Source organism: Aminobacter sp. 01T433 (genome assembly GCF_056398585.1).
On the sequence record NZ_JBFTPR010000002.1, the window covers coordinates 323,611 to 344,026 of the forward strand.

At 61.1% G+C, this 20,416-nt stretch carries 21 protein-coding genes; 8 read left to right on the forward strand and 13 right to left on the reverse strand.

Annotated features, from left to right (window positions below; all coding sequences use genetic code 11):
* The first annotated feature begins 4 nt into the window (after positions 1 to 4).
* The 4 genes from AC1DLV_RS04275 to AC1DLV_RS04290 all read left to right on the forward strand — a co-directional run bounded on the left by AC1DLV_RS04275 (position 5) and on the right by AC1DLV_RS04290 (position 5,416).
* A complete protein-coding gene (locus AC1DLV_RS04275) occupies positions 5 to 2,302 on the forward strand; it encodes a molybdopterin guanine dinucleotide-containing S/N-oxide reductase (protein WP_476798329.1) in 2,298 nt (765 codons plus the stop codon).
* Positions 2,299 to 3,603: an NAD(P)/FAD-dependent oxidoreductase gene (locus AC1DLV_RS04280; RefSeq protein WP_476798330.1), complete on the forward strand. Its 1,305-nt coding sequence runs from the start codon at positions 2,299 to 2,301 to the stop codon at positions 3,601 to 3,603. The genes AC1DLV_RS04275 and AC1DLV_RS04280 overlap by 4 nt, the downstream gene beginning before the upstream one ends.
* A gap of 48 nt (positions 3,604 to 3,651) precedes the next feature.
* Complete coding sequence (locus AC1DLV_RS04285; RefSeq protein ID WP_476798331.1) at positions 3,652 to 4,617, forward strand: ornithine cyclodeaminase family protein; 966 nt, start codon at positions 3,652 to 3,654, stop codon at positions 4,615 to 4,617.
* 100 nt (positions 4,618 to 4,717) lie between these two features.
* The gene (locus AC1DLV_RS04290; RefSeq protein ID WP_476798332.1) at positions 4,718 to 5,416 is read left to right on the forward strand and encodes a GntR family transcriptional regulator; all 699 of its coding nucleotides are present in this window, start codon (positions 4,718 to 4,720) and stop codon (positions 5,414 to 5,416) included.
* 34 nt (positions 5,417 to 5,450) lie between these two features.
* On the opposite strand, the gene AC1DLV_RS04295 is transcribed toward AC1DLV_RS04290, so the two are convergent.
* The 7 genes from AC1DLV_RS04295 to AC1DLV_RS04325 all read right to left on the reverse strand — a co-directional run bounded on the left by AC1DLV_RS04295 (position 5,451) and on the right by AC1DLV_RS04325 (position 11,044).
* A complete protein-coding gene (locus tag AC1DLV_RS04295) occupies positions 5,451 to 6,395 on the reverse strand; it encodes a branched-chain amino acid ABC transporter permease (RefSeq protein ID WP_476798333.1) in 945 nt (314 codons plus the stop codon).
* A 7-nt stretch (positions 6,396 to 6,402) separates the two neighbouring features.
* Positions 6,403 to 7,305: a branched-chain amino acid ABC transporter permease gene (locus AC1DLV_RS04300; RefSeq protein ID WP_476798334.1), complete on the reverse strand. Its 903-nt coding sequence runs from the start codon at positions 7,303 to 7,305 to the stop codon at positions 6,403 to 6,405.
* The gene (locus AC1DLV_RS04305; protein WP_476798335.1) at positions 7,302 to 8,030 is read right to left on the reverse strand and encodes an ABC transporter ATP-binding protein; all 729 of its coding nucleotides are present in this window, start codon (positions 8,028 to 8,030) and stop codon (positions 7,302 to 7,304) included. The genes AC1DLV_RS04300 and AC1DLV_RS04305 overlap by 4 nt, the downstream gene beginning before the upstream one ends.
* Entirely contained in the window at positions 8,027 to 8,818 is a 792-nt protein-coding gene (locus AC1DLV_RS04310; protein WP_476798336.1) for an ABC transporter ATP-binding protein, read from the reverse strand. The genes AC1DLV_RS04305 and AC1DLV_RS04310 overlap by 4 nt, the downstream gene beginning before the upstream one ends.
* Positions 8,815 to 10,035, reverse strand: coding sequence for a pyridoxal phosphate-dependent aminotransferase (locus tag AC1DLV_RS04315; RefSeq protein ID WP_476798337.1), 1,221 nt, complete (start codon positions 10,033 to 10,035; stop codon positions 8,815 to 8,817). The genes AC1DLV_RS04310 and AC1DLV_RS04315 overlap by 4 nt, the downstream gene beginning before the upstream one ends.
* On the reverse strand, positions 10,032 to 10,448 hold the full coding sequence (locus tag AC1DLV_RS04320) for a Rid family hydrolase (RefSeq protein ID WP_476798338.1): 417 nt from the start codon (positions 10,446 to 10,448) through the stop codon (positions 10,032 to 10,034). Before AC1DLV_RS04320 ends, AC1DLV_RS04315 begins: the two co-directional genes overlap by 4 nt.
* 329 nt (positions 10,449 to 10,777) lie before the next feature.
* Positions 10,778 to 11,044, reverse strand: coding sequence for a hypothetical protein (locus tag AC1DLV_RS04325; protein WP_476798339.1), 267 nt, complete (start codon positions 11,042 to 11,044; stop codon positions 10,778 to 10,780).
* A gap of 105 nt (positions 11,045 to 11,149) precedes the next feature.
* On the opposite strand from AC1DLV_RS04325, the gene AC1DLV_RS04330 reads away from it, so the two are divergent.
* Positions 11,150 to 11,392, forward strand: coding sequence for a DUF1344 domain-containing protein (locus AC1DLV_RS04330; RefSeq protein WP_476798340.1), 243 nt, complete (start codon positions 11,150 to 11,152; stop codon positions 11,390 to 11,392).
* A gap of 186 nt (positions 11,393 to 11,578) precedes the next feature.
* On the opposite strand, the gene AC1DLV_RS04335 is transcribed toward AC1DLV_RS04330, so the two are convergent.
* The 6 genes from AC1DLV_RS04335 to AC1DLV_RS04360 form a co-directional block, all read right to left on the reverse strand.
* Positions 11,579 to 13,369, reverse strand: a complete 1,791-nt coding sequence (locus tag AC1DLV_RS04335) for an ABC transporter ATP-binding protein (protein WP_476798341.1) — start codon at positions 13,367 to 13,369, stop codon at positions 11,579 to 11,581.
* A gap of 29 nt (positions 13,370 to 13,398) precedes the next feature.
* Positions 13,399 to 13,758: a Rid family hydrolase gene (locus AC1DLV_RS04340; protein ID WP_476798342.1), complete on the reverse strand. Its 360-nt coding sequence runs from the start codon at positions 13,756 to 13,758 to the stop codon at positions 13,399 to 13,401.
* 27 nt (positions 13,759 to 13,785) lie between these two features.
* Positions 13,786 to 14,145, reverse strand: a complete 360-nt coding sequence (locus AC1DLV_RS04345) for a RidA family protein (protein WP_476798343.1) — start codon at positions 14,143 to 14,145, stop codon at positions 13,786 to 13,788.
* 35 nt (positions 14,146 to 14,180) lie between these two features.
* Positions 14,181 to 14,996, reverse strand: a complete 816-nt coding sequence (locus AC1DLV_RS04350; RefSeq protein ID WP_476836123.1) for an ABC transporter permease — start codon at positions 14,994 to 14,996, stop codon at positions 14,181 to 14,183.
* A 44-nt stretch (positions 14,997 to 15,040) separates the two neighbouring features.
* Positions 15,041 to 16,045 (reverse strand): ABC transporter permease, encoded by a 1,005-nt coding sequence (locus tag AC1DLV_RS04355; RefSeq protein WP_476798345.1) that lies wholly within the window; start codon positions 16,043 to 16,045, stop codon positions 15,041 to 15,043.
* Positions 16,046 to 16,124: 79 nt separating this feature from the next.
* Positions 16,125 to 17,642, reverse strand: coding sequence for an ABC transporter substrate-binding protein (locus AC1DLV_RS04360; protein ID WP_476798346.1), 1,518 nt, complete (start codon positions 17,640 to 17,642; stop codon positions 16,125 to 16,127).
* A gap of 212 nt (positions 17,643 to 17,854) precedes the next feature.
* Between AC1DLV_RS04360 and AC1DLV_RS04365 the strand changes: the two genes are divergently transcribed.
* The 3 genes from AC1DLV_RS04365 to hdhA all read left to right on the forward strand — a co-directional run bounded on the left by AC1DLV_RS04365 (position 17,855) and on the right by hdhA (position 20,267).
* Positions 17,855 to 18,526, forward strand: a complete 672-nt coding sequence (locus AC1DLV_RS04365) for a TetR/AcrR family transcriptional regulator (RefSeq protein WP_476798347.1) — start codon at positions 17,855 to 17,857, stop codon at positions 18,524 to 18,526.
* A gap of 272 nt (positions 18,527 to 18,798) precedes the next feature.
* The gene (locus AC1DLV_RS04370) at positions 18,799 to 19,329 is read left to right on the forward strand and encodes a dihydrofolate reductase family protein (protein WP_476798348.1); all 531 of its coding nucleotides are present in this window, start codon (positions 18,799 to 18,801) and stop codon (positions 19,327 to 19,329) included.
* A 176-nt stretch (positions 19,330 to 19,505) separates the two neighbouring features.
* Entirely contained in the window at positions 19,506 to 20,267 is a 762-nt protein-coding gene (gene hdhA / locus AC1DLV_RS04375; protein ID WP_476798349.1) for a 7-alpha-hydroxysteroid dehydrogenase, read from the forward strand.
* Positions 20,268 to 20,416 lie beyond the last annotated feature (149 nt).

The following is a 20,416-nucleotide window of genomic DNA, read 5'->3' on the forward strand; positions in this document are numbered from 1 at the left end:
GGGCATGACGAACTACACGCTTTCCCATTGGGGCACCTATGAGGTCGAACCCCGCGGAAACGGCATGCCCGCCCTCAATCCGTTCAAACGCGATCGGGACCCGAGCTCGATCGGCTTCCACCAGCTCGACCCGGCGCTCGAACGGCTCCGGGTCCGGCGCCCTGCCATACGCAAGAGCTGGCTTGAGCATGGCCCGGGTTCCGCCCCCGAACGGCGCGGTCTCGACCCCTTTGTCGAAGTCGAATGGGACCACGCCCTCGACATGGTCGCGGCCGAGATCGATAGGGTCCGCACCACATACGGCAATTCGTCGATATTCGGCGGTTCATATGGCTGGTCGAGCGCCGGCCGCTTCCATCACGCGCAAAGCCAGGTCCATCGCTTCCTGAATGCAGCCGGCGGCTATGTAAGGCATGTTGATTCCTACAGTTTGGGTGCCGCCAACGTCGTTTTGCCGCACATTGTGGCGAGCATGGACGAGCTGATGGCGAGCCACAATTCGTGGGACATGCTCGCAAAGCATTGCGAGCTGTTCGTCACCTTCGGCGGCGTGCCGGTGAAAAATGCTCAGATGAATGCCGGCGGTGTCGGACTACATGGCGTGCCGACGGGCCTCGCCGGCATGCGCACCGCAGGCACCCAATTCGTCAATATTGGCCCCGTACGCGACAACTTCGGCGCTGTCGCCGATACAGCAACTTGGATCGCTTGCCGGCCCAACACCGATACATCGGTGATGCTGGCGCTCGCCTGGGTGCTTTTCACTGAGGCTCTGCACGATGCGGCTTTCCTTGAGCGCTGCTGCGTAGGCTTTGAAAGCTTTGCCCCCTACCTCATCGGCGCGGCCGATGGCGTCCCCAAGACACCCGAATGGGCGGAATCAATTAGCGGCGTTCCGGCCCCAGCCATCGTCGATCTGGCTCGGCGTATGGCAAGGTCGCGCACCATGCTCAACGTGTCTTGGTCGATGCAGCGTGCCACACATGGCGAACAGCCGTTCTGGATGGTGGTGACGCTGGCGGCGATGCTCGGCCAGATTGGCAAGCCCGGCGGTGGCTTCGGCGTGGGCTACGGTGCTGCCAATCTTGTCGGCAGCAAGCATGTCAGGGTCAAGGGCCCCACGCTTTCGCAGCTCAAGCCCGGCGTGCCCGATTTCATACCTGTCGCCCGCATTTCCGACATGTTGCTCAATCCCGGTGCGCCCTTCACTTACAACGGCAAGACGCAGAACTATCCCGACATCCACCTGGTATACTGGGCCGGCGGCAATCCGTTCCACCATCACCAGGACCTCAACCGCCTGCTCGCAGCCTGGCAGAAGCCCGCCACCGTCATTGTCAACGAGCAATACTGGACGCCAACCGCCAAGCGCGCCGACATCGTTTTACCGGCCACGATTTCACTGGAGCGCGACGACATCGGCTCGGCGACGCGTGAGGCGTTTTTCGTGGCAATGAAACAAGCGGTGCCCGCCGCTGGTGAAGCTCGCGACGACTATGCGATCTTCGCTGACCTGGCCGAGAGGCTCGGCTGCGTCGAGACATTTTCGGAAGGGCTGGACGCCGCCGGCTGGCTATCCCGGCTCTATGAAGAAAGCCGTGTCGTCAATCGCGAGCGCGGGCTCGAACTGCCCGATTTCGAGACGTTCTGGCGTGAAGGACTGATCGACCTCACCCCGCTCGACCACCCCGTTACCATGCTAGCCGATTTTGTCGCTGATCCGGAGAAGAAGCCGCTCGGCACGCCGTCGGGCAGGATCGAGATCTTCTCGCAGCGCATTGCCGGCTTCGAACTGGAGGATTGCCCTGGCCATGCCACATGGTTGGCGCCAGCCGAATGGCTAGGCGCCGAGCTCGCGGCTACATATCCGCTGCACCTTTTGACCGATCAGCCAGCCCGCAGGTTGCATAGCCAACTCGACGCCAGCCCGCATAGCGTCGGCGGTAAGTCCCGCGGCCGCGAGCTGGTCTACATGAACACCACCGATGCCGCGCAACGTGGCCTGTCCGAAGGACAGATCGTCGAGCTGTTCAACGATCGCGGCCGCTGCCTCGCGGCCGTGACAGTCACAGACGACATCATGCCCGGCGTTGCCCGGCTCAACACCGGCGCCTGGTTCGATCCCGACCCCACCACCGGGCTCGAAAAGCACGGCAATCCGAACGTCCTGACGCTCGACGTGCCGGCATCAGGCCTATCGCAAGGCTGCAGCGCCCAGACCTGTTTGATCGAGATCGCAGCCTTTAGCGGTCCACTTCCTCCTGTCACTGCCTTTTGCCTGCCGGAATTCGAAACATTATGAGCACCGCACAAACCGCGCCCCACCAGCACATGTGCACTGTGTGGTGGAAAACCGCCAATCCGGCACCGGTCACTCAGCCACTAGCCGACACAAGCAAAGTCGATATCGCCATCATAGGCGCCGGTTTCACCGGACTTACCGCTGCGCTACATCTTGCCTGGCGTGGCGCCCGCGTCGCCGTGCTTGAGGCCGAAACGATCGGCAGCGGTGCGAGCGGCCTCAATGCCGGCTTCGTGGTGCCGAATTTCGCCAAGGCTGATCCGACGGCGGTTGTTGCCAAGCTTGGCGAAGAGCGCGGCCACAGGCTGCTTGAGATGATCGGCGAAGGCGCTGACTGCGTCTACGCTACGATCCGCGAAAACGGCATAAGCTGCGATGCCGAGCAGGTCGGCTGGATGCATGTCGCGCATTCGGAAAAGATGCTTGATGTGCTCGAAAACAGAGCCTGGGCCTGGCAGTCCCTCGGCCGCCCGGTGCGCATGCTCGATGCTGTCGAAGCGCGCCGCCGCGCAAGCCTCAAGCATAACGCTGGCGCCCTCATCGACGAGAGCGGCGGCACGCTCCATCCGCTCAACTACGCCTATGGACTGGCGAGCGTTGCCATCAAGGCCGGCGCCTCTGTCCACGAGCGCGCGCCTGTCCAGGCCGTTGAACGGTCTGGCAAAGGGTGGCGGCTGACCAGCGACGGTCGCACGATCGATGCCGACACCGTCCTGCTGTGCACCAATGCTTCGGAGCAAGGCGCAGCGCGCCGCTTAGGCCGCATCGTCGTGCCGTTGCGCGTCTACCAGATCGCCACCGCCCCGCTCGACGAGGTCACCGTGCGGCGCATTTCGCCCAGCCGAAACCCGGTCGCCGACACACGCGCCAATCTCTTCACCTTCAGGCTCGACCGCGACAACCGCCTGATCAGTGGCGGCATGTCGGTGCTGCCAGTGGGTGCCGAACCTCGCATGTCTGCGATGATCGCAAGGCGTTTGCAGGCTGAGCTCGGTCTACCGCGACTTCCCGCAGTTGAAAGCGTCTGGCGCGGCACGGCTGCCATGACGACCGATTTCCTGCCTCATGTCTATGAATTCGGTCCGCGCTTCATCGGCGGCATCGGCTGCAACGGACGAGGCATCGCGTTGACGGCGATGCTCGGCAAGGCATTGGCCAACGCCGCGTCGGGCACGCAGCTCGACGAATTGCCGATCCCACAGGCCTCGCCGCGCGCGCTGCCCTTCCGCAGCTTTGCCGCCGCAGCCCCTTCTGTTGCCATCGCGCAAGCCAGATGGCAGGACCGTCGACAGGGATTGTGATCGACCGCGACAATTCCACACCTGTCGCCGACAAGGGAGCCGGGACTCATGCTCATCCTGAACCAGCAGGCAGTCGCACTAGCTTTGCCCATGGTCGACTGCATCGACGCAATGCGCGATGCGCTTTTGGATTTTGCCCAGGGCAAGTACCAGCTGTTTCCGCGCCACCAGCTCAACCCAGGAACTGGCGAAGTGCTGATGGGGCTGATGCCGGTGTTTTCGCGCGCCGGCGGGGAGAAAATGTGGTGCCTCAAAGACGTGCTCGTGGCGCATGACAACCACAGCCGCGGCCTCGACAACCATCAGGGCGCGGTGCTGCTCAATGACGGCGAAACCGGCCAGCTCCGTGCTGTCCTCGATGCCACAGAAATCACCGCGCGTCGCACCGCGGCGACCTCGGCTGTGGCGACAGCCGCACTGGCCAGGGAAAATGCGAAGACAGTCGCCATCCTTGGCACCGGAACGCAGGCTGCGACGCATATCGAGGCGCTGCGCCATGTTATTCCCGACGCGCGCTTCATCCTGTGGGGCCGATCACCAGACAAGCTCGCGGCGCTTGCCAAGGCAAACGGGGCCGAGATGGCCGCAAGCCCAAGGGACGCAGTGGCTGAAGCCGACGTGGTCTGCACGCTGACCGGCTCGAAGGAACCTATTATCGAGCTTGGCTGGCTCAAACCAGGCTGCCACGTCAACGCTGTCGGCTCGAGCAATCGTACAGCGCGCGAACTCGGCGACGACATCGTCGTTGTTTCTACCTTCTTCGTCGATTCGCGCAGCCAGGCGGCGACGGAATGTGGCGAGCTTCTGCAGCCCCTCGAAAGAGGCGTCATCGGTGCCGACCATGTCCGTGCCGAACTCGGCGAGGTGTTGGCCCGCTTGCACCCTGGCAGGACATCCCCTGGCGAACTGACCGTCTTCAAGTCGCTCGGCATTGCCGTCGAAGATGCCGCGGCCGCGCACCGCGCCGTAAGAAACGCGCTTGCACAAGGCATAGGCCAGCAGGTCGATTGGTAGCAACGCAGAAAAGCGCGCAAACGTCGCGGCCGAATTGATACGGCGCGGCGCTTTTTCTATGTTATGTGCTCATTCATCGTTTGATCAAAGAGGAAGACGAATGAACGTCGAATTCCTGGAACCCGTATCGTCGCGTTCGACAATTCAGGACGGCGTCTACCGTCAGCTGCGCAAGGCGCTGATGTCCGGCCATTTCGACCCGGGCCAGACGCTGACGATTGCCATGCTTTCGGACACGTTCAAGACGAGCCACATGCCGGTTCGCGAAGCCCTGCGTCGCCTCATCGCCGAGAACGCGCTGGTGGTGCTGACGACTGGCTCGGCCCAGGTGCCGACGGTCAGCCTGGCTGCGCTGGACGATTTGTGCCTGACGCGCATAGCGCTTGAGACACTTGCCACCAAACTTGCGACCGAGCGCTGCACGCCAGCCGACAGGCGCACCTTCCGCACCCTCGTTGAAGAGCATGAAGCTGCGGCCAATGACAGAAATCTCGAAGAGATGCTGGCGCGGAACCAGGAGCTGCATTTCGCCATCTACGACTGCTGCGGTTCGCCTGTCATCACTCAGTTCATCCAGAGCCTTTGGCTACGGTTCGGCCCCTATATGCGCATGCTGTCGGGTCACATCGAGCCGGTGCTGGTGTCTGGGAAGTACAAGCCGAGCTCGCATCACCGCGACCTGATCGACGCGATTGACGCTGGCGATGGTCGCACTGCTGCCAAGGCGATCAAGGGTGACATCGAAACGACCCAAGCGCTGCTGCGCCGCCTGTGCAAGGAAATGGTCGACAAGACCTGAAAGGGCCGGCGCGTGCGCCGACCCGATGGGCATCTCAGCCGGCGTGCCTTGAGGTGACCGGCTGTTCACCGATCAAGCCGCGAGGACGAAGCAAAAGCACCAGAACCAACGCCAGGCCAATGATCATGGCCTGAGCCGCGCCGCCATAGATCTGATACTGCTCGGGCAGTATTTTCGACGAAGCCGCGCCGATTGCACTCCAGATACCCCAGACCACGATCGCACCCAAAATGGCACCGCGATTGTTGCCGCTGCCGCCGATGATCAGCATCGTCCAGATTTGGAAGGTCAGGATGGGGAGGAAGTCGAAGGGACTGACGAAACCGATGAAGCTGGCGTAGAGCGCGCCGGCAAGCCCCATCAGCGTAGAGCCGATGACAAAGGCCTGGAGGCGAAAGCTGCGGGTATTCTTGCCCAGTGTTTCAGCGGCGACCTCGTCTTCGCGGATCGCTTTGAGGACGCGTCCCCACGGCGACCGCGCGATACGCTCAAGTGCTAGGTAGGCGACGGCTAGAACCATCACAACGACGGCGAGATAGCCGAGATTGTTGGCGAGCGGGGTCGCAAACAATCCGCGAAACGGGTTGGGAATTGAAGCGATACCCATCGTACCGCCCGTCAGGGCTTCGAAGTTGGTGGCGACAAGCTGGATGGTGACAGCGATTCCGAAGGTCGCGACGGCGAGATAGTCGCCCCTTAGCCGAACCGTCGCCATTCCGGTGATGAGGGCGGCTACGGCAGCTGCGGCCATAGCGCCGACAAGCCCGACAATCCAGGGCAGCTCGAAATTGCCGAGAAGCTCAGGCCGCGCCGGCGCGGTCAAGATTGCGAAGGTGTAGGCGCCGATGGCGTAAAAACCAACGATACCGGCATTAAACAGGCCTGTGCCGCCCCATTGCAGGTTGAGCCCCAGCGTCGCGATGCCCAAGATGAGTGCGACAGTGAAGAAGAATACAAGATACGAAGCAAATCCGATCATCTGAGCCTCACACGCGTGCCGACCTGGAGAAGAGGCCCTGCGGCCTGAGGTAGAGGATGATGAGCAGCAGGCCGAAGGGCACCGCCGCCTTGTAGCCGGTAGGGATGACCAGCGCCGACAGGCTTTCTGCGAGGCCAACGATCAAGCCGCCAGCGACCGCGCCAAACAGGCTCCCGGTGCCCCCGAGGATAGCCGCCGTGAACAGCGCCAGCAGCATGTTGAAGCCCATCTCGGGGCGAATCTGCACAGTGAGTCCGGCAAAGACACCGGCGATGGCCGCAAGTGCACCGCTCAGCATCCAAGTCCAGCGCACCACCTTGGCGATGTCGATGCCGCAGACCTGCGACAGCGCCGGATTCTCGGCCATCGAGCGCATGGCGACACCGACACGGCTGAACTTCAGGAACAGGTTAAGCGCCACCACCAGCACTACCGTAAGCACCAAAACAAGTACCTGGTCGGGCATAAGGCGGACATTGGGCAGGACCTCTAGCGAGATCTGCAGTTCCTGGCTGAAGTAATGGGCGTCGGCGCCCCAGATAAACAGCACGAGATTGCGCAAGATCAGCGCGATGCCGAAGCTGGCGAAAACCAGCGTCAGGCTGCCGGCGCGGCGCTTCCTGAGCTTGGAGAAAACCAAGGCGTCAGCGGCAACGGCAATCAGGCCAGTGCCGATGCAGGAAACAACGATGGCAACGATCAGCGGCCACCCGAAAGAGAAGGGGCCGATAGCTTGGCTTGCTGGCAGGAATGCCACAACCGCAAATGCAAGATAGGCTCCCCAGGTCAGCATTTCGGCATGGGCGAAGTTGGCGAATTTCAGCATATGCGAGCACAGCGAATAGCCGATCGCCCCGAGCGCGAGGATGCCGCCGGTCAACAGACCGTCGGCGATGGCTTGTCCGATCATGATTTCCTCCGGAAGCCCAGGAATGCCTCGGCAATTGCGTCGTTGTCGAGCAGGTCGGACGCCGTTCCCGTCATATGGTTGCGGCCCTCGACCAGGACATAGGCGCGGTCGGAAACCCGAAGTGCTGCCTTTGCGTTCTGCTCGACCATCAGCACCGCAACACCGCTCTTGGCGAGACGGCGCAGATCCTCGAGCACCTCATGTACGATCTTGGGGGCGAGACCAGCTGTCGGCTCGTCGAGCATGATGACGCGTGGGTCGGTCATCAGCGCGCGCGCTACTGCAAGCATCTGGCGCTGGCCGCCCGAAAGCACGTTGGCTGCAGCGCGGCGGCGCTCGGCAAGTGCAGGGAAATGTTCAAAGGCGCGCTGCACGCGCTCCTTCAGCAAGGAACGTGGCAAGGTGTGGCCGCCGCTGATCAGATTGTCCTCAATCGACAGGGAGGAGAACACGTTGCTGGTCTGTGGCACAAAACCGACGCCGGCGGAGATGATCTCATGCGTTGGCAGACCGGAGATACGCTTGCCGCCGAGCTTGACCTCGCCGCCCTCGACCAGCAGCAGGCCGGCAAGCGCTTTGAGAAAAGTCGACTTGCCAGCACCGTTGGGGCCAATGAGCGTGACAAGTTCACCGGCATCGATGGTGACCGAAATGTCGAAGACGATCGGCATGCCTGGGATGTAGCTGGCGCGTAGATTGCGGGCCTCGCAGACGGGCGCGTTCATGCCAGTTCTCCCGCTGTCACGTCGCCGAGATAGGCATCGACGACGCGCTGCTCTTTCATCACGCCGGCGGGATCGCCTTCGAAGATCACCTTGCCCTGAGCCATCACCACGATATGGCGGCAGATGCGCATCACCATGTCCATGTTGTGCTCGACAATGAGGAAAGCGACACCGCGCTCGTTGAGTGCAACGATCTTGTCGATGAGGGTTTCGATAAGGGTAGGATTGACGCCCGCTGTCGGCTCGTCGAGCAGGATCAGCGGCGGATCGACCATCATGACACGAGCAAGCTCGAGTAGCTTCTGCTGGCCACCAGAGAGCACGCCGGCGAGGTCGTGCGCCTTGTCGGCGAGGCCGGTGAAGGCAAGCACCTCCATTGCCCGCTCGCGGGCGCGGCGCTCTTCAGCGCCGACCAGTCCACCACGGAACCAATTGTTCCAGAATTTCTCGCCCAACTGGTCGGTCGCCGACAGCATGACGTTTTCGAGCACCGACATCTGTGGAAAGGGCCGAGGGATCTGAAAGGTTCGCGCGAGGCCACTGCGGAATATCTTGTCTGGCCTGAGACCAGATATACGCTGACCGGCGAAGATCACTTCGCCAGCGCTTGGCTGGACTTCGCCGGCAATGAGGCCAAACAGCGTGCTCTTGCCCGCTCCGTTGGGACCGATCAGGCCAGTGATCTGGCCTGCCCTGACTGATATGTCGACATTGTCGACGGCCTTGAGAGCACCAAAGCTCCTGCCAAGGCCTCGGGTCTGCAGGATGACATCGCCGCCTTGCGTCATGCACCGCCCCGCAAGGGCTCGGTGGTTGCCGCGGCGTCGCGCCCATCCCACAGATTGTTGAAGAACCTGGACAGCCGGTCCATGCCTTCGTCCAGTCGTTCCAGGCTCTCGGAACCGAAGCAGACACGAAGATGGCCTTCGCCTGATTGACCGTAGAAGCTGCCAGCCTCGACGACCACATCTGCCTCGTCAAGGATCCTTTCGGCAAGCGCCTGCGAGGGAATGCCGAAGGCTGAGATATCGGGAAATGCGTAGATCGCGCCCTGCGGTGACGGGCATTTCACGCCCGGCATCTGGTTGAGGCGGCGCACGACAAGATCGCGTTTCTGGCGGTCTTGGTCGACCAGTTCAGCAAGCACGTCTGAAGGGCCGGTGATCGCGGCGCGCCCACCTGCCTGGATAAATGTGTTGACGTGGGTGGCGTCGTTGGCGGTGATCTTGAGCAGTCCGGGCATGGCCCAGGCAGGTGCCACCATGTAGCCAAGACGCCATCCATCCATGGCAAAGGATTTGGTGAATGCAAAAGCGGTGATGGTGCGCTCGGCCATGCCGGGCAGCGCGGCAATGCTTGTGTGCGCATGGCCGTCATAGACCATGTCTTCATAGACCTCGTCGGAGATGACGAGCAGGTCGCGCCTGATCGCCAGTTCGGCAAGACCTTCGAGTTCGGCGCGTGAATAGACACGCCCGGTCGGATTGACCGGGTTGACCAGCACGATCATCCGGGTGCGCTCGGTGATGCTGGCCTCGATGCGCTCGGGCTTGAGCGTGTAATCATCGGCGGCATCAAGCTGTACGAACACCGGCTTGGCGCCGGCCAGTTCGATCTTGCCGATATGCTGGGGGTAGAAGGGGTCGAGCAGGATCGCCTCGTCGCCTGGATCGAGCAGGGCAAGAAATGCCGCGAAAGAGGCATGCGTCAGGCCGTTGGTGACCAGGATGTCCGCAGCCGTTACATCCATGCTGTTCTGGGTACGCAGCTTTTCAGCCAGTGCCGCGCGGAAGCTCGCGGTTCCCTTGAGATCGCTGTAGTGGACGTCGCCCGCCAGAAGTGCCGCGATCGTCGCCTGCTTGATATGGTCGGGCGTGTCGGCGGAGGGCCGCCCAAGTTCCAGATGGATGAGGTCGCGTCCGCTACCGGCGAGTGCCGCCGCCTTCTGATACATGCCGAATGATTTTTGTGGCGTCTCCGAGATACGCCGCGCAACCCGCTTCATTGTTCCACCTGACTGACATTTGCCGCAGCACTGACTTGGCGGCGTGCGATCACTTCGATCTCGACCTTGATCTCTTCAACGGGGAAACCGCAGATGATGGTCGTATTGGTCGGGCGCGGATCGGCGAAGGTTTCGCCGAGCACGCGCGAGACGGCCATGACGTCGTCGCGGCTTGCGAGATAGACGCGCACCGAAACGATATCGCGCAAACCGGACCCGGCTTCGGCCAATGCCGCAGCTATGATCTCGAGCGCGCGCCGGGCCTGGGCTTCCGCTCCGGGCGCAAAGCCTCCGATGGCCGGATCATGGCCGGCCGTGCCCGAAACGAAGATCCATTCACCGTCGACCAGAGCGCGGGAATAGCCCGCGAGTTCTTCGAAGGGAGAACCGGAGTAGATCGCTTTTCTTGTCATCGGCCACCTTGAATGTGCGCGCTCATTTGATCAAACCATCATCGTGATTATAGCAAGTTTGGGGACAGATCAACCGCCTAGGTGCAGGCCCCAAGCATTTCGGCTTTGGCGGCGAAAGGCGCGGATGAAGAGAAGAATTGGCGATCGGCGCTCAGGCCGGCACGCAGACAGCCGATTGCAGGTCTGGCACGCATTCAGTGAACTAGCGCGACGTCTCCGACGACACCGCCTGATGATCTTCAGCGATAATTGTGTTTCCAGTGACTGGAAGATCGACGGTCTTCTGTTGCTCCCGCCAAGCTGCATGGGCCGCCGCAGAAAACCTCTGATCAGCAACGAATCAACAGCTCTCGTATCCTCACGGGCGATGGCCAGAAGCCCACGTATTGAGGGTGAATATTGCTGATTTGCCGAGAGAGTTCTGCCAGGAAAGCCATCAGCAACAGCTTTGCATCAGCACGCTTGACTTTCCAGTAACTGGAAAGGGCAGCTTGCAACAACGGCTCGAAAAGCCGCCAACCAGGAAGGAAACGGCATGCTCGGCTGATAATCGAATACGGCTTGCGGCCAGTCTGCAGGCCCGCATCATCGGTCATCAGACCGAAGTCAGATCCCTACGAAAAACACTGGCGTGGACAATCCCGGCATCAGCGATGCCAGGAGCGCCCCTCCATTGCTCAAAAATAGAAGGCACACCTAAAATGAAGAAGATCCTCCTCGTTGTCGCACCTCTCATTCTTGTTGCAGGCGCGGCACTCGCATCCTCTCGGGACGGCGTTATTGCCAAATACAACCACGACGTACGTGTCATCACTCTCGAAAACGGCAGAAGCTACACGGTGCCGCGCGACGTTGCCTTGCCCCCACTCGAGGCAGGGGAGAAGGTAACGATCATGTTGAACGGCGAAGGAGACCGTGTGACTGACGTGCTGAAGTCGCGCTAGTTGGCTCGGTCCTAGGCCTCCCGCAAGAAGAGCGCCACGGGGACTCCCACCCGTGGCGTTTGGCCCCGCGGCTTACTGGAATCGAGCAGGTCGTTGAGTAATCTTGCGGGATGGCTGACTTGCACGAAAGCGATAGGCGCCAAACGAATAGAGCGTTCGCAGCCATGCATTATTCAGCGTGCCAGACTACTCCAGCCGGGCGAAGTGGTCGTGACCAATTGTCTTCATTGGAATGGCTTCGTGGCGATAGTCGACGGGCCGGATCGGGCTTTTGAGTTCGCGTGCTGCCAGCGTACGCTCACGGCGCCGGTCGGGGTGGACGATCGGCACGGCATCAAGTAGGCGGCGGGTATAAGGATGCGCGGGCGATTGCAGAACGGCATCGCGCGGTCCGATCTCGATTATCTCGCCCAGATACATCACCGCTATACGGTCGCTCACCCTTTCCACCACGGCCATGTCGTGGGAGATGAAGAGGATGGAAATTGCGAACTCCTCCTGGATCTCGGCAAGAAGGTCGAGGATCTGCGCCTGGATCGAAACGTCGAGGGCTGAAACCGGCTCGTCGGCGATGATCACCTTGGGGTTCAGTGCCAGGGCCCGCGCGATGCAGATGCGCTGGCGCTGGCCACCGGAAAACTGATGCGGGTAGCGGGCGGCCTGTTCCTGGGTGAGGCCAACCCTGTTGAGCAGGCTCATCACCCGGTCGCGGATGGCAGCTGGTGAGCCCATATTGTGGATCAGAAGCGGCTCGGCGACGATCTGTTCGACGTTCATGCGTGGATTGAGCGACGCATAAGGGTCCTGGAACACCATCTGGATGCTCTTGCGCGTCTCGCGCATGTCGGAAGAGCCAATGTCATTCAGCTTGCGCCCCTGAAGCAGGATGTCCCCCGAGTTGGCATTGATCAGGCGCATGATGGTCTTGCCTGTGGTCGACTTTCCGCAGCCGCTTTCACCGACCAGAGACAAGGTTTCCTTGGCCCGCAGGTCGAATGAGACGTCCTCGACTGCATGGACGTTGGCCACGGTGCGCTGAAAAATACCTTGGCGTACGGCAAAACGCGTCACCAGGTTGCGGACGCTGAGGACGACATCGGATTTGTCCTCCGCCTCAACAGTACCTGTTGCGGACACGCCTTCCACCGTGTCGTAGCGCATGTCGCCCAGCTTGGGGGCGGCATCGAGCAGCCGGCGAGTATATTCATGTTGCGGATCGTTGAAGATCGAATGGACATCGCCCTGTTCGACCACTTCGCCGCGGAGCATAACGACAACCTTGTCGGCGACTTCGGCGACGATGCCCATGTCGTGGGTGATGAGCAGGATCGCCATGCCGGTTTCCCGCTGGATGACCTTCAAGAGCGCGAGGATCTCCGCCTGAACCGTGACATCGAGGGCCGTCGTCGGCTCGTCTGCGATCAAGAGGTCGGGTTTGCAAAGTATCGCCATGGCAATCATGACGCGCTGACGCATGCCGCCGGAAAGCTCGTGCGGATATTGCTTCAGCCTCCGCTCGGGCTCAGGTATCCGCACCTGCTGCAGAGCCTCCAGCGAAATACGATCGGCCTCTGACCGGCCGACCTTGCGATGCCGGATGACAACTTCGGAAAGCTGCGCGCCAATGGTCAGCACGGGATTGAGCGAGGTCATCGGCTCCTGGAAGATCATGGCCAGCCTGTCGCCCCGGATTTTCTGCGCTTGGGTTTCGTCGAGGCTAAACAAGTCGACGGTGACACCGGCCTTGTCGCGCAGGATCGCGCTGCCGCGGACGATACGGCCGCCCATGAAGTGGACGAGGCGCATCACCGATTTGGCGGTGACGGACTTGCCCGATCCCGATTCACCGACAAGCGCCACCACCTCGCCACGTCCAATGGCGAGGTCTATTCCCTTGACGGCGAGATCCTGTTCCGCGGCTCCGTCGAAATGTACGGCGAGATCGGAAATCTTGAGCAGTTCTTCAGTCACGTTCATCTCCAGGAGCCGCAGGGATCAAGCCGTTGTCAGCAGGCCGCGTAGGCGCGGATCTCGACGGCACAATCGCGCCGTGCCGCATGACCGGTGACAACCGACAGTGCCGGAACACCTTCCGGATCGATCCAGTTGTTCCAGACCTCGCAAAAGTCGTCGTATTCGGCGATGTCGAACAGCCACACCTGAACCATTAGGATCTGCTTGCGCGATGATCCGACGTCCTTGAAGTGCTGGTCGATGATGTTGAGGATCTGCAGCGACTGTTCCTTGATGTCGCCGCTCTTGTCCGGCGCGGTCAGGCAGACCGACGCCAGCGTTTTGGACGCCTTGCCGAGGCAGATCGTGGGGCGCCCCGGCCCATGCACGCGGCCGATTTCTCTCAGTTCCATATCTGTCTCCCTATCTGTGCGCGTCGTTCAAGCCCGGTAGGCGATGACGACGGCCTCGACCAGGCAATCGGAACGATAGAGCTCGCCGCTGACGCAGGTGCGTGCCGGCGGGTTGGCCGGATCGGCCCACTCGTTCCACACGGAATTCATTGCGCCGAAGTAGCGCATGTCCTTCAGCCAGACATGGACCACGAAAATCGACTTGTGGTCGGAGCCGGCGGCGGCCAGCAGACGGTCGATGGTGCCCAGCACCTCGCGGGTCTGTTCCTTGATGTCGCCACTGGTGTCGGTGGCGTGGACACCAGAGAGGAAGATCATGTTATTATGGGTGACGCACATGCTCTTGATGGCGCCGTCGGTCTTCGCGGTTTCGAAACGTTCGATCACAGCGGTCTATCCTTCTTTTGTTGATTGAGGGCCCGTCACTTGGTGCGCAGACGAGGATCTAGATGGGTGCGCAAGACATCGCCGAGCAGATTGATGGCAAGCACCGTGCAGAAGATGCAGAGGCCGGGAAACAGCGCCATCCACCAAGATGTGCTGATGTAGGCGCGGGCGTCGGCCAGCATGCCGCCCCATGTCGGGGTCGAAGGCGGCACGCCAAGCCCGAGGAAGCTAAGGCTCGACTCGGCGATGATCGCGGTTGCCATGGCGAAGGTGCCGACGATCAGGGCCGATTGGATGAGGTTGGGCAGGATATGCGTGCGCAGGATCCTGGCGTCGCTTGCGCCCAGTGAACGCGCGGCGACGACGAACTCGCGTTCTCGAAGTGTCAGAGCCTCCGCCCGGGCCAAGCGGCAATAGGGAATCCAGCGCTGCGATGCGAGCGCGATGATCAGGATGCCGAGGCTTTGGCCGAGGAAGGCGACAATCGAAATTGCCAGCAAAAGCGGGGGAAACGCCCAGACCACTTCCAGGAATTTCTGGATGGCGGAGTCGACGCGGCCGCCATAATAGCCGGAGACGACCCCGAGCGTCACGCCAACTACGCCGGAGAAGGCGACGACGGCAATCGCGATCATCAGCGAAACGCGGGAGCCATAAACGATGCGGCTGAGCAGATCGCGGCCGACATGGTCGGTGCCCAAGAAATGGGGGCCAGTCAATTGCGGCGGCGTCATCGCAAGCATCAGGTCCTGACGATTGGGATCGAACGGTGCAAGCAGCGGCGCAAAAACGCTTGCCAGCAGCAGGAGAACGATCACCGTCAAGGCAAAGACCGCTTTCGGAGTCTTCATGGCCTTCGACAACTGACGAGCATTCGGTGAGAGGGCCATGCTTGTCACCTCAGCCGGATACGGGGATCGACGACCGTGTAGATCATGTCGATGAGAAGATTGATGAGCACGAACAGCGAGGTGTAGACGAGCACCAGCCCGGTGATCAGCGGAAAGTCGCGGAAGGAAATGCCCTGCAGAAGTAGGTAGCCGATGCCCGGCCAGGAAAAGACCGTCTCGACGATGATGGCGCCACTTATCAGCGTGCCGAACTCCAGGCCGATGATGGTGATGACCGAAATGAGCGCGTTGCGGAAGGCATGGCGCCACAACACGACGCGGCCGGACATGCCCTTGGCACGCGCAGTCATGACGTAGTCTTCCTGCAGGTTTTCCATGACCGAGGCGCGGGTGATCTGCATGATGATGCCGGTCATGTTAGTGCCGAGCACGATGATCGGCAGCGTCAGATGGCGGATGGCGTCCCACAGAGCATCCCAGCGCCCGGCGATCATCGCATCTATGGTGAGGAAGCCGGTGACCCGATCGACGCCCATGCCCCATGTTGCCCGGCCACCGGACGGGAGTAGGTTGAAGATGCCGGCAAACAGCAAAATGAGCAGGATGCCGAGCCAGAAATTCGGTAGCGAGATGCCAAAAAAGCCGCCGACCGACCCGACAGTGTCGATGAACGAGTTAGGGCGGCTCGCCGCCCAAACGCCAAGCGGCAGGCCAACTATGACAGCAAGCAGGGTCGAGTAGACCGCAAGCTCAAGGCTTGCCGGCAGGCGCTCGAGAACCAGGTCCATGACCGGCTCGCGGTAGCGGAACGATTCTCCAAAGTCGCCCAAAACCGCGTTCTTGAGAAACGTCAGGTATTGGATGTAGACCGGCTGATCGAGCCCCCACGCGGCGCGGATGGCCTCGCGGACCTGTTCGGTCGCCTCATCGTCGACGAGCATATCAACAGGGTCGCCCGGGGCGACATGGATCAGCGAGAAGATGAGAAGCGAAACCATGAGCAGGACCGGAATGGTGCCTGCCACGCGCTTCAGCGTGTAGCCTAACATGGAACGACCTGCGGCTCGCGAGGAAGGGGATAACGGGGTGGGTCAAACTGCCCGCCCCGCTGTGACTGACGATCAGTGCCTAGCGGAGATGGATTTCCCAGCCGTTGACCCGATCGGCCTTGCTCGGCTTGAACTCCACGCCCTTGGCGACGCCCCAGGCCAGTTGGTGGAGCCAAAGGAAGCAGGCCGGTGCATCTTCGGTGATGGCTGCCATTGCCTTGGTGAGCATGGCGACCCGCTTTTCGGGATCGAACTCGCGGCGCTCGGCCTGGAGAAGCGCGTCAACCTCTGGGTTGGAATATTTCAAGCGTGGCGAGGCGTCGGTTTCGAAATACTGGGCGAGTGCCGGCGACGGATCGAGCATCTGTCCACGACCCATATAGTAGAAGGGCGTGTCGCCGCGCTGCACATTCGTCCACAAGGTGGCCCATTCCGGAGATTGCAGGCGCGGCTTGAAACCGACCTCTTCCAGCATCGGAATGATTGCTTCGGTGATCTGACGGTCGGCGATGTAGCGGCCGACCGGGGTGAACAGATCGACCTCGACGCCAACCGCACCTGCTTCAACAAGCAGCTGCTTTGCCTTTTCCGGATTGTAGTCCAGCGGGCTGACATAATTCGGGTCGTAGCCCAGCTGACCTTTGCCGACCGGACCGTTCAACAAGGTCGCGCGGTTGCCCAGGATCGCACGGGCGATACCCTCGCGGTTGATGGCATGGCAAACCGCCTTGCGGACCTTCGGATTGTCCCAAGGAGCTGTCTTCGGGCTCATCGCGAGGAACATCATCTCGGCGGAGTCGACGAACTCCGCACCCGCGTTCGACATCTCTTCGACTCGGCTGACGAGCTGGGGCGGAATTCCCTGGGCGATCTGGATCTCGCCATTGGCAAGGGCTGTGACGCGCTGCTCGGGCTCCGCCATCATGCGGTAGATAATGCGCTTGGGGTTGGTTGGGCTGATCAGCGGATGGTCGTCGACCCGCTCGATGACGATATGGCTGCCGACACCGATGTCCGTCAGGCGGTAGGGACCTGCGCCAATCGGATACTTGCGGTCGGCATCCTGGGCGCCGTGCTCCTCGAAGATCTTCTTTGAGGTGATCTTGAGTGTCGCGAGATAGCTCGGAAGCGTCGCCATCGGCTGGGTGGTGGTGATCCTGATCCGGCGATCGTCAAGCGCTTCTGCCGATGCGATATACTGGACGGAGGCTTGCGACATGCTCTGCGGGTCGTTGCGCGAGCGCTCGATCGAATGAAGAATGTCCGCCGACACGACCGGGTCGCCATTGTGACGTTTCCAGTCAGAGCGGAGCGTGATGATCCAGTGGAGATCGTCCTCGACGGTGACGCTTTCGGCTAGGAACGGCACAAACTTACCGGCCTCGAAGTCCCAGCGCATGATGCAGCCATAGACCTGGCACCAGATCGACCCAACGAGCACGATGGAATCCGCGTACGGGTTGTAGCCCGAGATCGCCTCGGTAATGGCGACTGATATCTGCCCCGGCTCCTGCGCTCTTGCCGGGCCTGCCGCGACAGTCGCACCGAGCGACGCGGCACAGCCGATCGCAAGTATCCTCTTGATTGCCTTTAGCATGGTCTCTCCCCCGTTTTGCTGCCGGCTCGCTCCCTCCTTGGGCACAATGAGCCTGGCTGCATTTCAACCACCGTCGCCAGCCGAAGGTGGGTTCCTCAAATTATGTAAGTATGCTATTACTTACTAATTAGGGAGTCAATTGTCCTCTTCAGCGGATGCTGTAGAAATTGCTCTTGGAATTGCGTCATGCCCGGTTGCAAGGAAGTTTGTGAATGAACGAGACCACGAGGGGCGACGAGGGGGCCAATCGTCCAAAGTCGCGCAATGCTGTGGCAACGCGCGCATCGATCCTGGAAGCTGGGCTGGAGGAATTCTGCGAATACGGCCTGAGCGGCGCCAGCACGGCGCGCATAGTCGAACGCGCCCAGTGCAACATTAGGATGCTCTACCACTACTTCCAGAGCAAAGAGCTGCTGTACCGAACCGCGATCGAGCACGTGTATGCCAAGCTGCGTGCAAGCGAGGCCAAGCTCAACATCGCCGACCGGGAGCCGGCGGACGGGATTCGGGCTCTCACTGCCTTTACCTACGATTACATGTCAGCGAACCCCGAATTCATCAGCATGGTTGGTGCTGAGAACCTGCTCAAAGGCGCATTCATCCAGGAGATCGAAAGCATCCCACGTTCGTCGCGACCGCTCATCGACTCGATCAGGGCGCTTCTGACAAAAGGGGAAGACGCTGGCATCTTCCGTCCGAATGTCGACCCGACCCAGCTCTATATTTCGATCGTCGCCTTGAGCTTCATTCACATCTCGAGCCGCTATACGCTGTCGGTCACCTTCGGGCTCGATCTTGCCGCCCCGGACTTGCTGGCGGAGCGAAGGCAACACGTCATCGAACTGATCATGACCTATCTGAAACCACCAGGTCTCGGTGCATAATCTGGGCCCTCGCTTTCGGGGAGCCCGTGACCCGGCTTGTCAGAAGGCAGCTTGCGCTCCGCCTTGCATGCCGATGCGCGCCCTAAGCGGATGTCAGGCGCGTATGGCCCCGAAGTAGAAATTCCGATGTCGCACGAGGGTGGTGTGGTTTGCGGTGTCCTTTGGCTTTTTTCGTTGCTCCGACCAAGCGGCGCGCAGTTCATGCCCAACCGCACTTCCGCGCAATGTCGCCTCAAGCTATTCTGAATACCTTGCGGTGGAGATCTTGTGGCATGGCGAAGCTCGTCTTTGGAATGAACCAGTCCCTGGACGGCTATGTCGACTACCAGGAAATGCACACAGGCCCCGAACTCTTTCGACACTGGATAGAGCATGTGAACGACCTGACGGGCAGCGTGTACGGTCGCCGCATGTACGAGATCATGCGTTACTGGGACGAAGACCGGCCCGAATGGACTGAGGAGCAACGCGAGTTCGCATTGGCGTGGCGGCGCCAACCGAAGTGGGTCGTGTCACGCTCGTCGAAGTCGGTCGGCCCCAACGCCACACATGTCGAGGATGACATTGAGGCGATGGTAAGGGGGCTGAAGGCTCGGCTCGTTGGCGAGATTGCAATCTCCGGACCAGACCTGGCGCGAAGTCTGACCGAACTTGGTCTTATTGACGAGTATCGACTCTACTTCCACCCCGTTGTGCTTGGTCGCGGCAAGCCATTCTTCGCCGGCCCGCGACCACCACTCCGCCTTGTATCCACAGATCATGTTGGCGAGGGCGTGATTAGGTTGACGTACGTTCCTGCCTAATCGCGCCTCTCGTTTTCGAGTTTCGCCTACGGTTTGGTCGTTCTGACGGTCTCTGGTTGCGTTGGCCGTGTCGTTGTCAGCATCATGCTAGGCTACATCGCCGTCATCGTCGGGTAGCGGCTCGGCGCTAAAGGCTCGGCGTAAGCCGCTTCGTTTTTCGAAGAATGGAGAGCACAATGGAAGCACCTTTCACTCTGTCTGGTCAGGTAGCCATCGTCACAGGGGCAGGGGCTGGAATCGGCCGGGCTATCGCCATGGCTTTCGCGCGCGCCGGCGCCAGCGTTGCAGCGAGCGATCTCCGATCAGACGCTGCGCGGGCTGTCGCAGACGAAATCAGCGCATCGGGCGGGCAGGCCATCGGCCTCGCCTGCGACGTGACCAAGGAAGACGACCTTGTCTCCCTGGTGGATGCAACCCTCAAGCGGTTCGGTAAGGTAACCGTCCTGGTCAACAATGCTGGCGGCGGCGGGCCCAAGCCATTCGACATGTCGATGGATGATTTCGTCTGGGCCTACAAGCTCAACGTGTTTTCTATTTTTCGGCTCACCCAGATTTGCTCTACGTCCATGGGCGCGGCTGGCGGTGGTGCAATCCTCAACATCAGCTCCATGGCCGGCGAAAACAAGAACGTTCGCATGACGTCCTACGGTTCGTCGAAGGCTGCGGTGAACCACCTCACGCGCAACATGGCCTTCGACCTCGGGCCCCGAAATATCCGGGTCAACGCGATAGCCCCAGGCGCCGTCAAAACCGACGCCTTGCTCAGCGTTCTGACGCCGGATGTCGAAAAGGCGATGCTGAAGCACACCCCGCTTGGTCGTCTCGGCGAGCCGCAGGATATCGCCAACGCTGCCCTCTTCTTGTGTTCGCCGGCATCCGCCTGGATTAGCGGCCAGATACTGACCGTCAGTGGCGGCGGCGTTCAGGAGCTGGACTGAGCATATCGCCGGGCCTGGCCTGCATGTGCTCATCGCGGGCCAAGGCATGAAAACGATCCAAAGCCGCTACTAGGTGGCGGAAACCATTGGCTTCATCCAGCGTCGGCCTGGCCGGTCGGCAGTCAGCCCGCGGAGCAGAACAGCCAAGA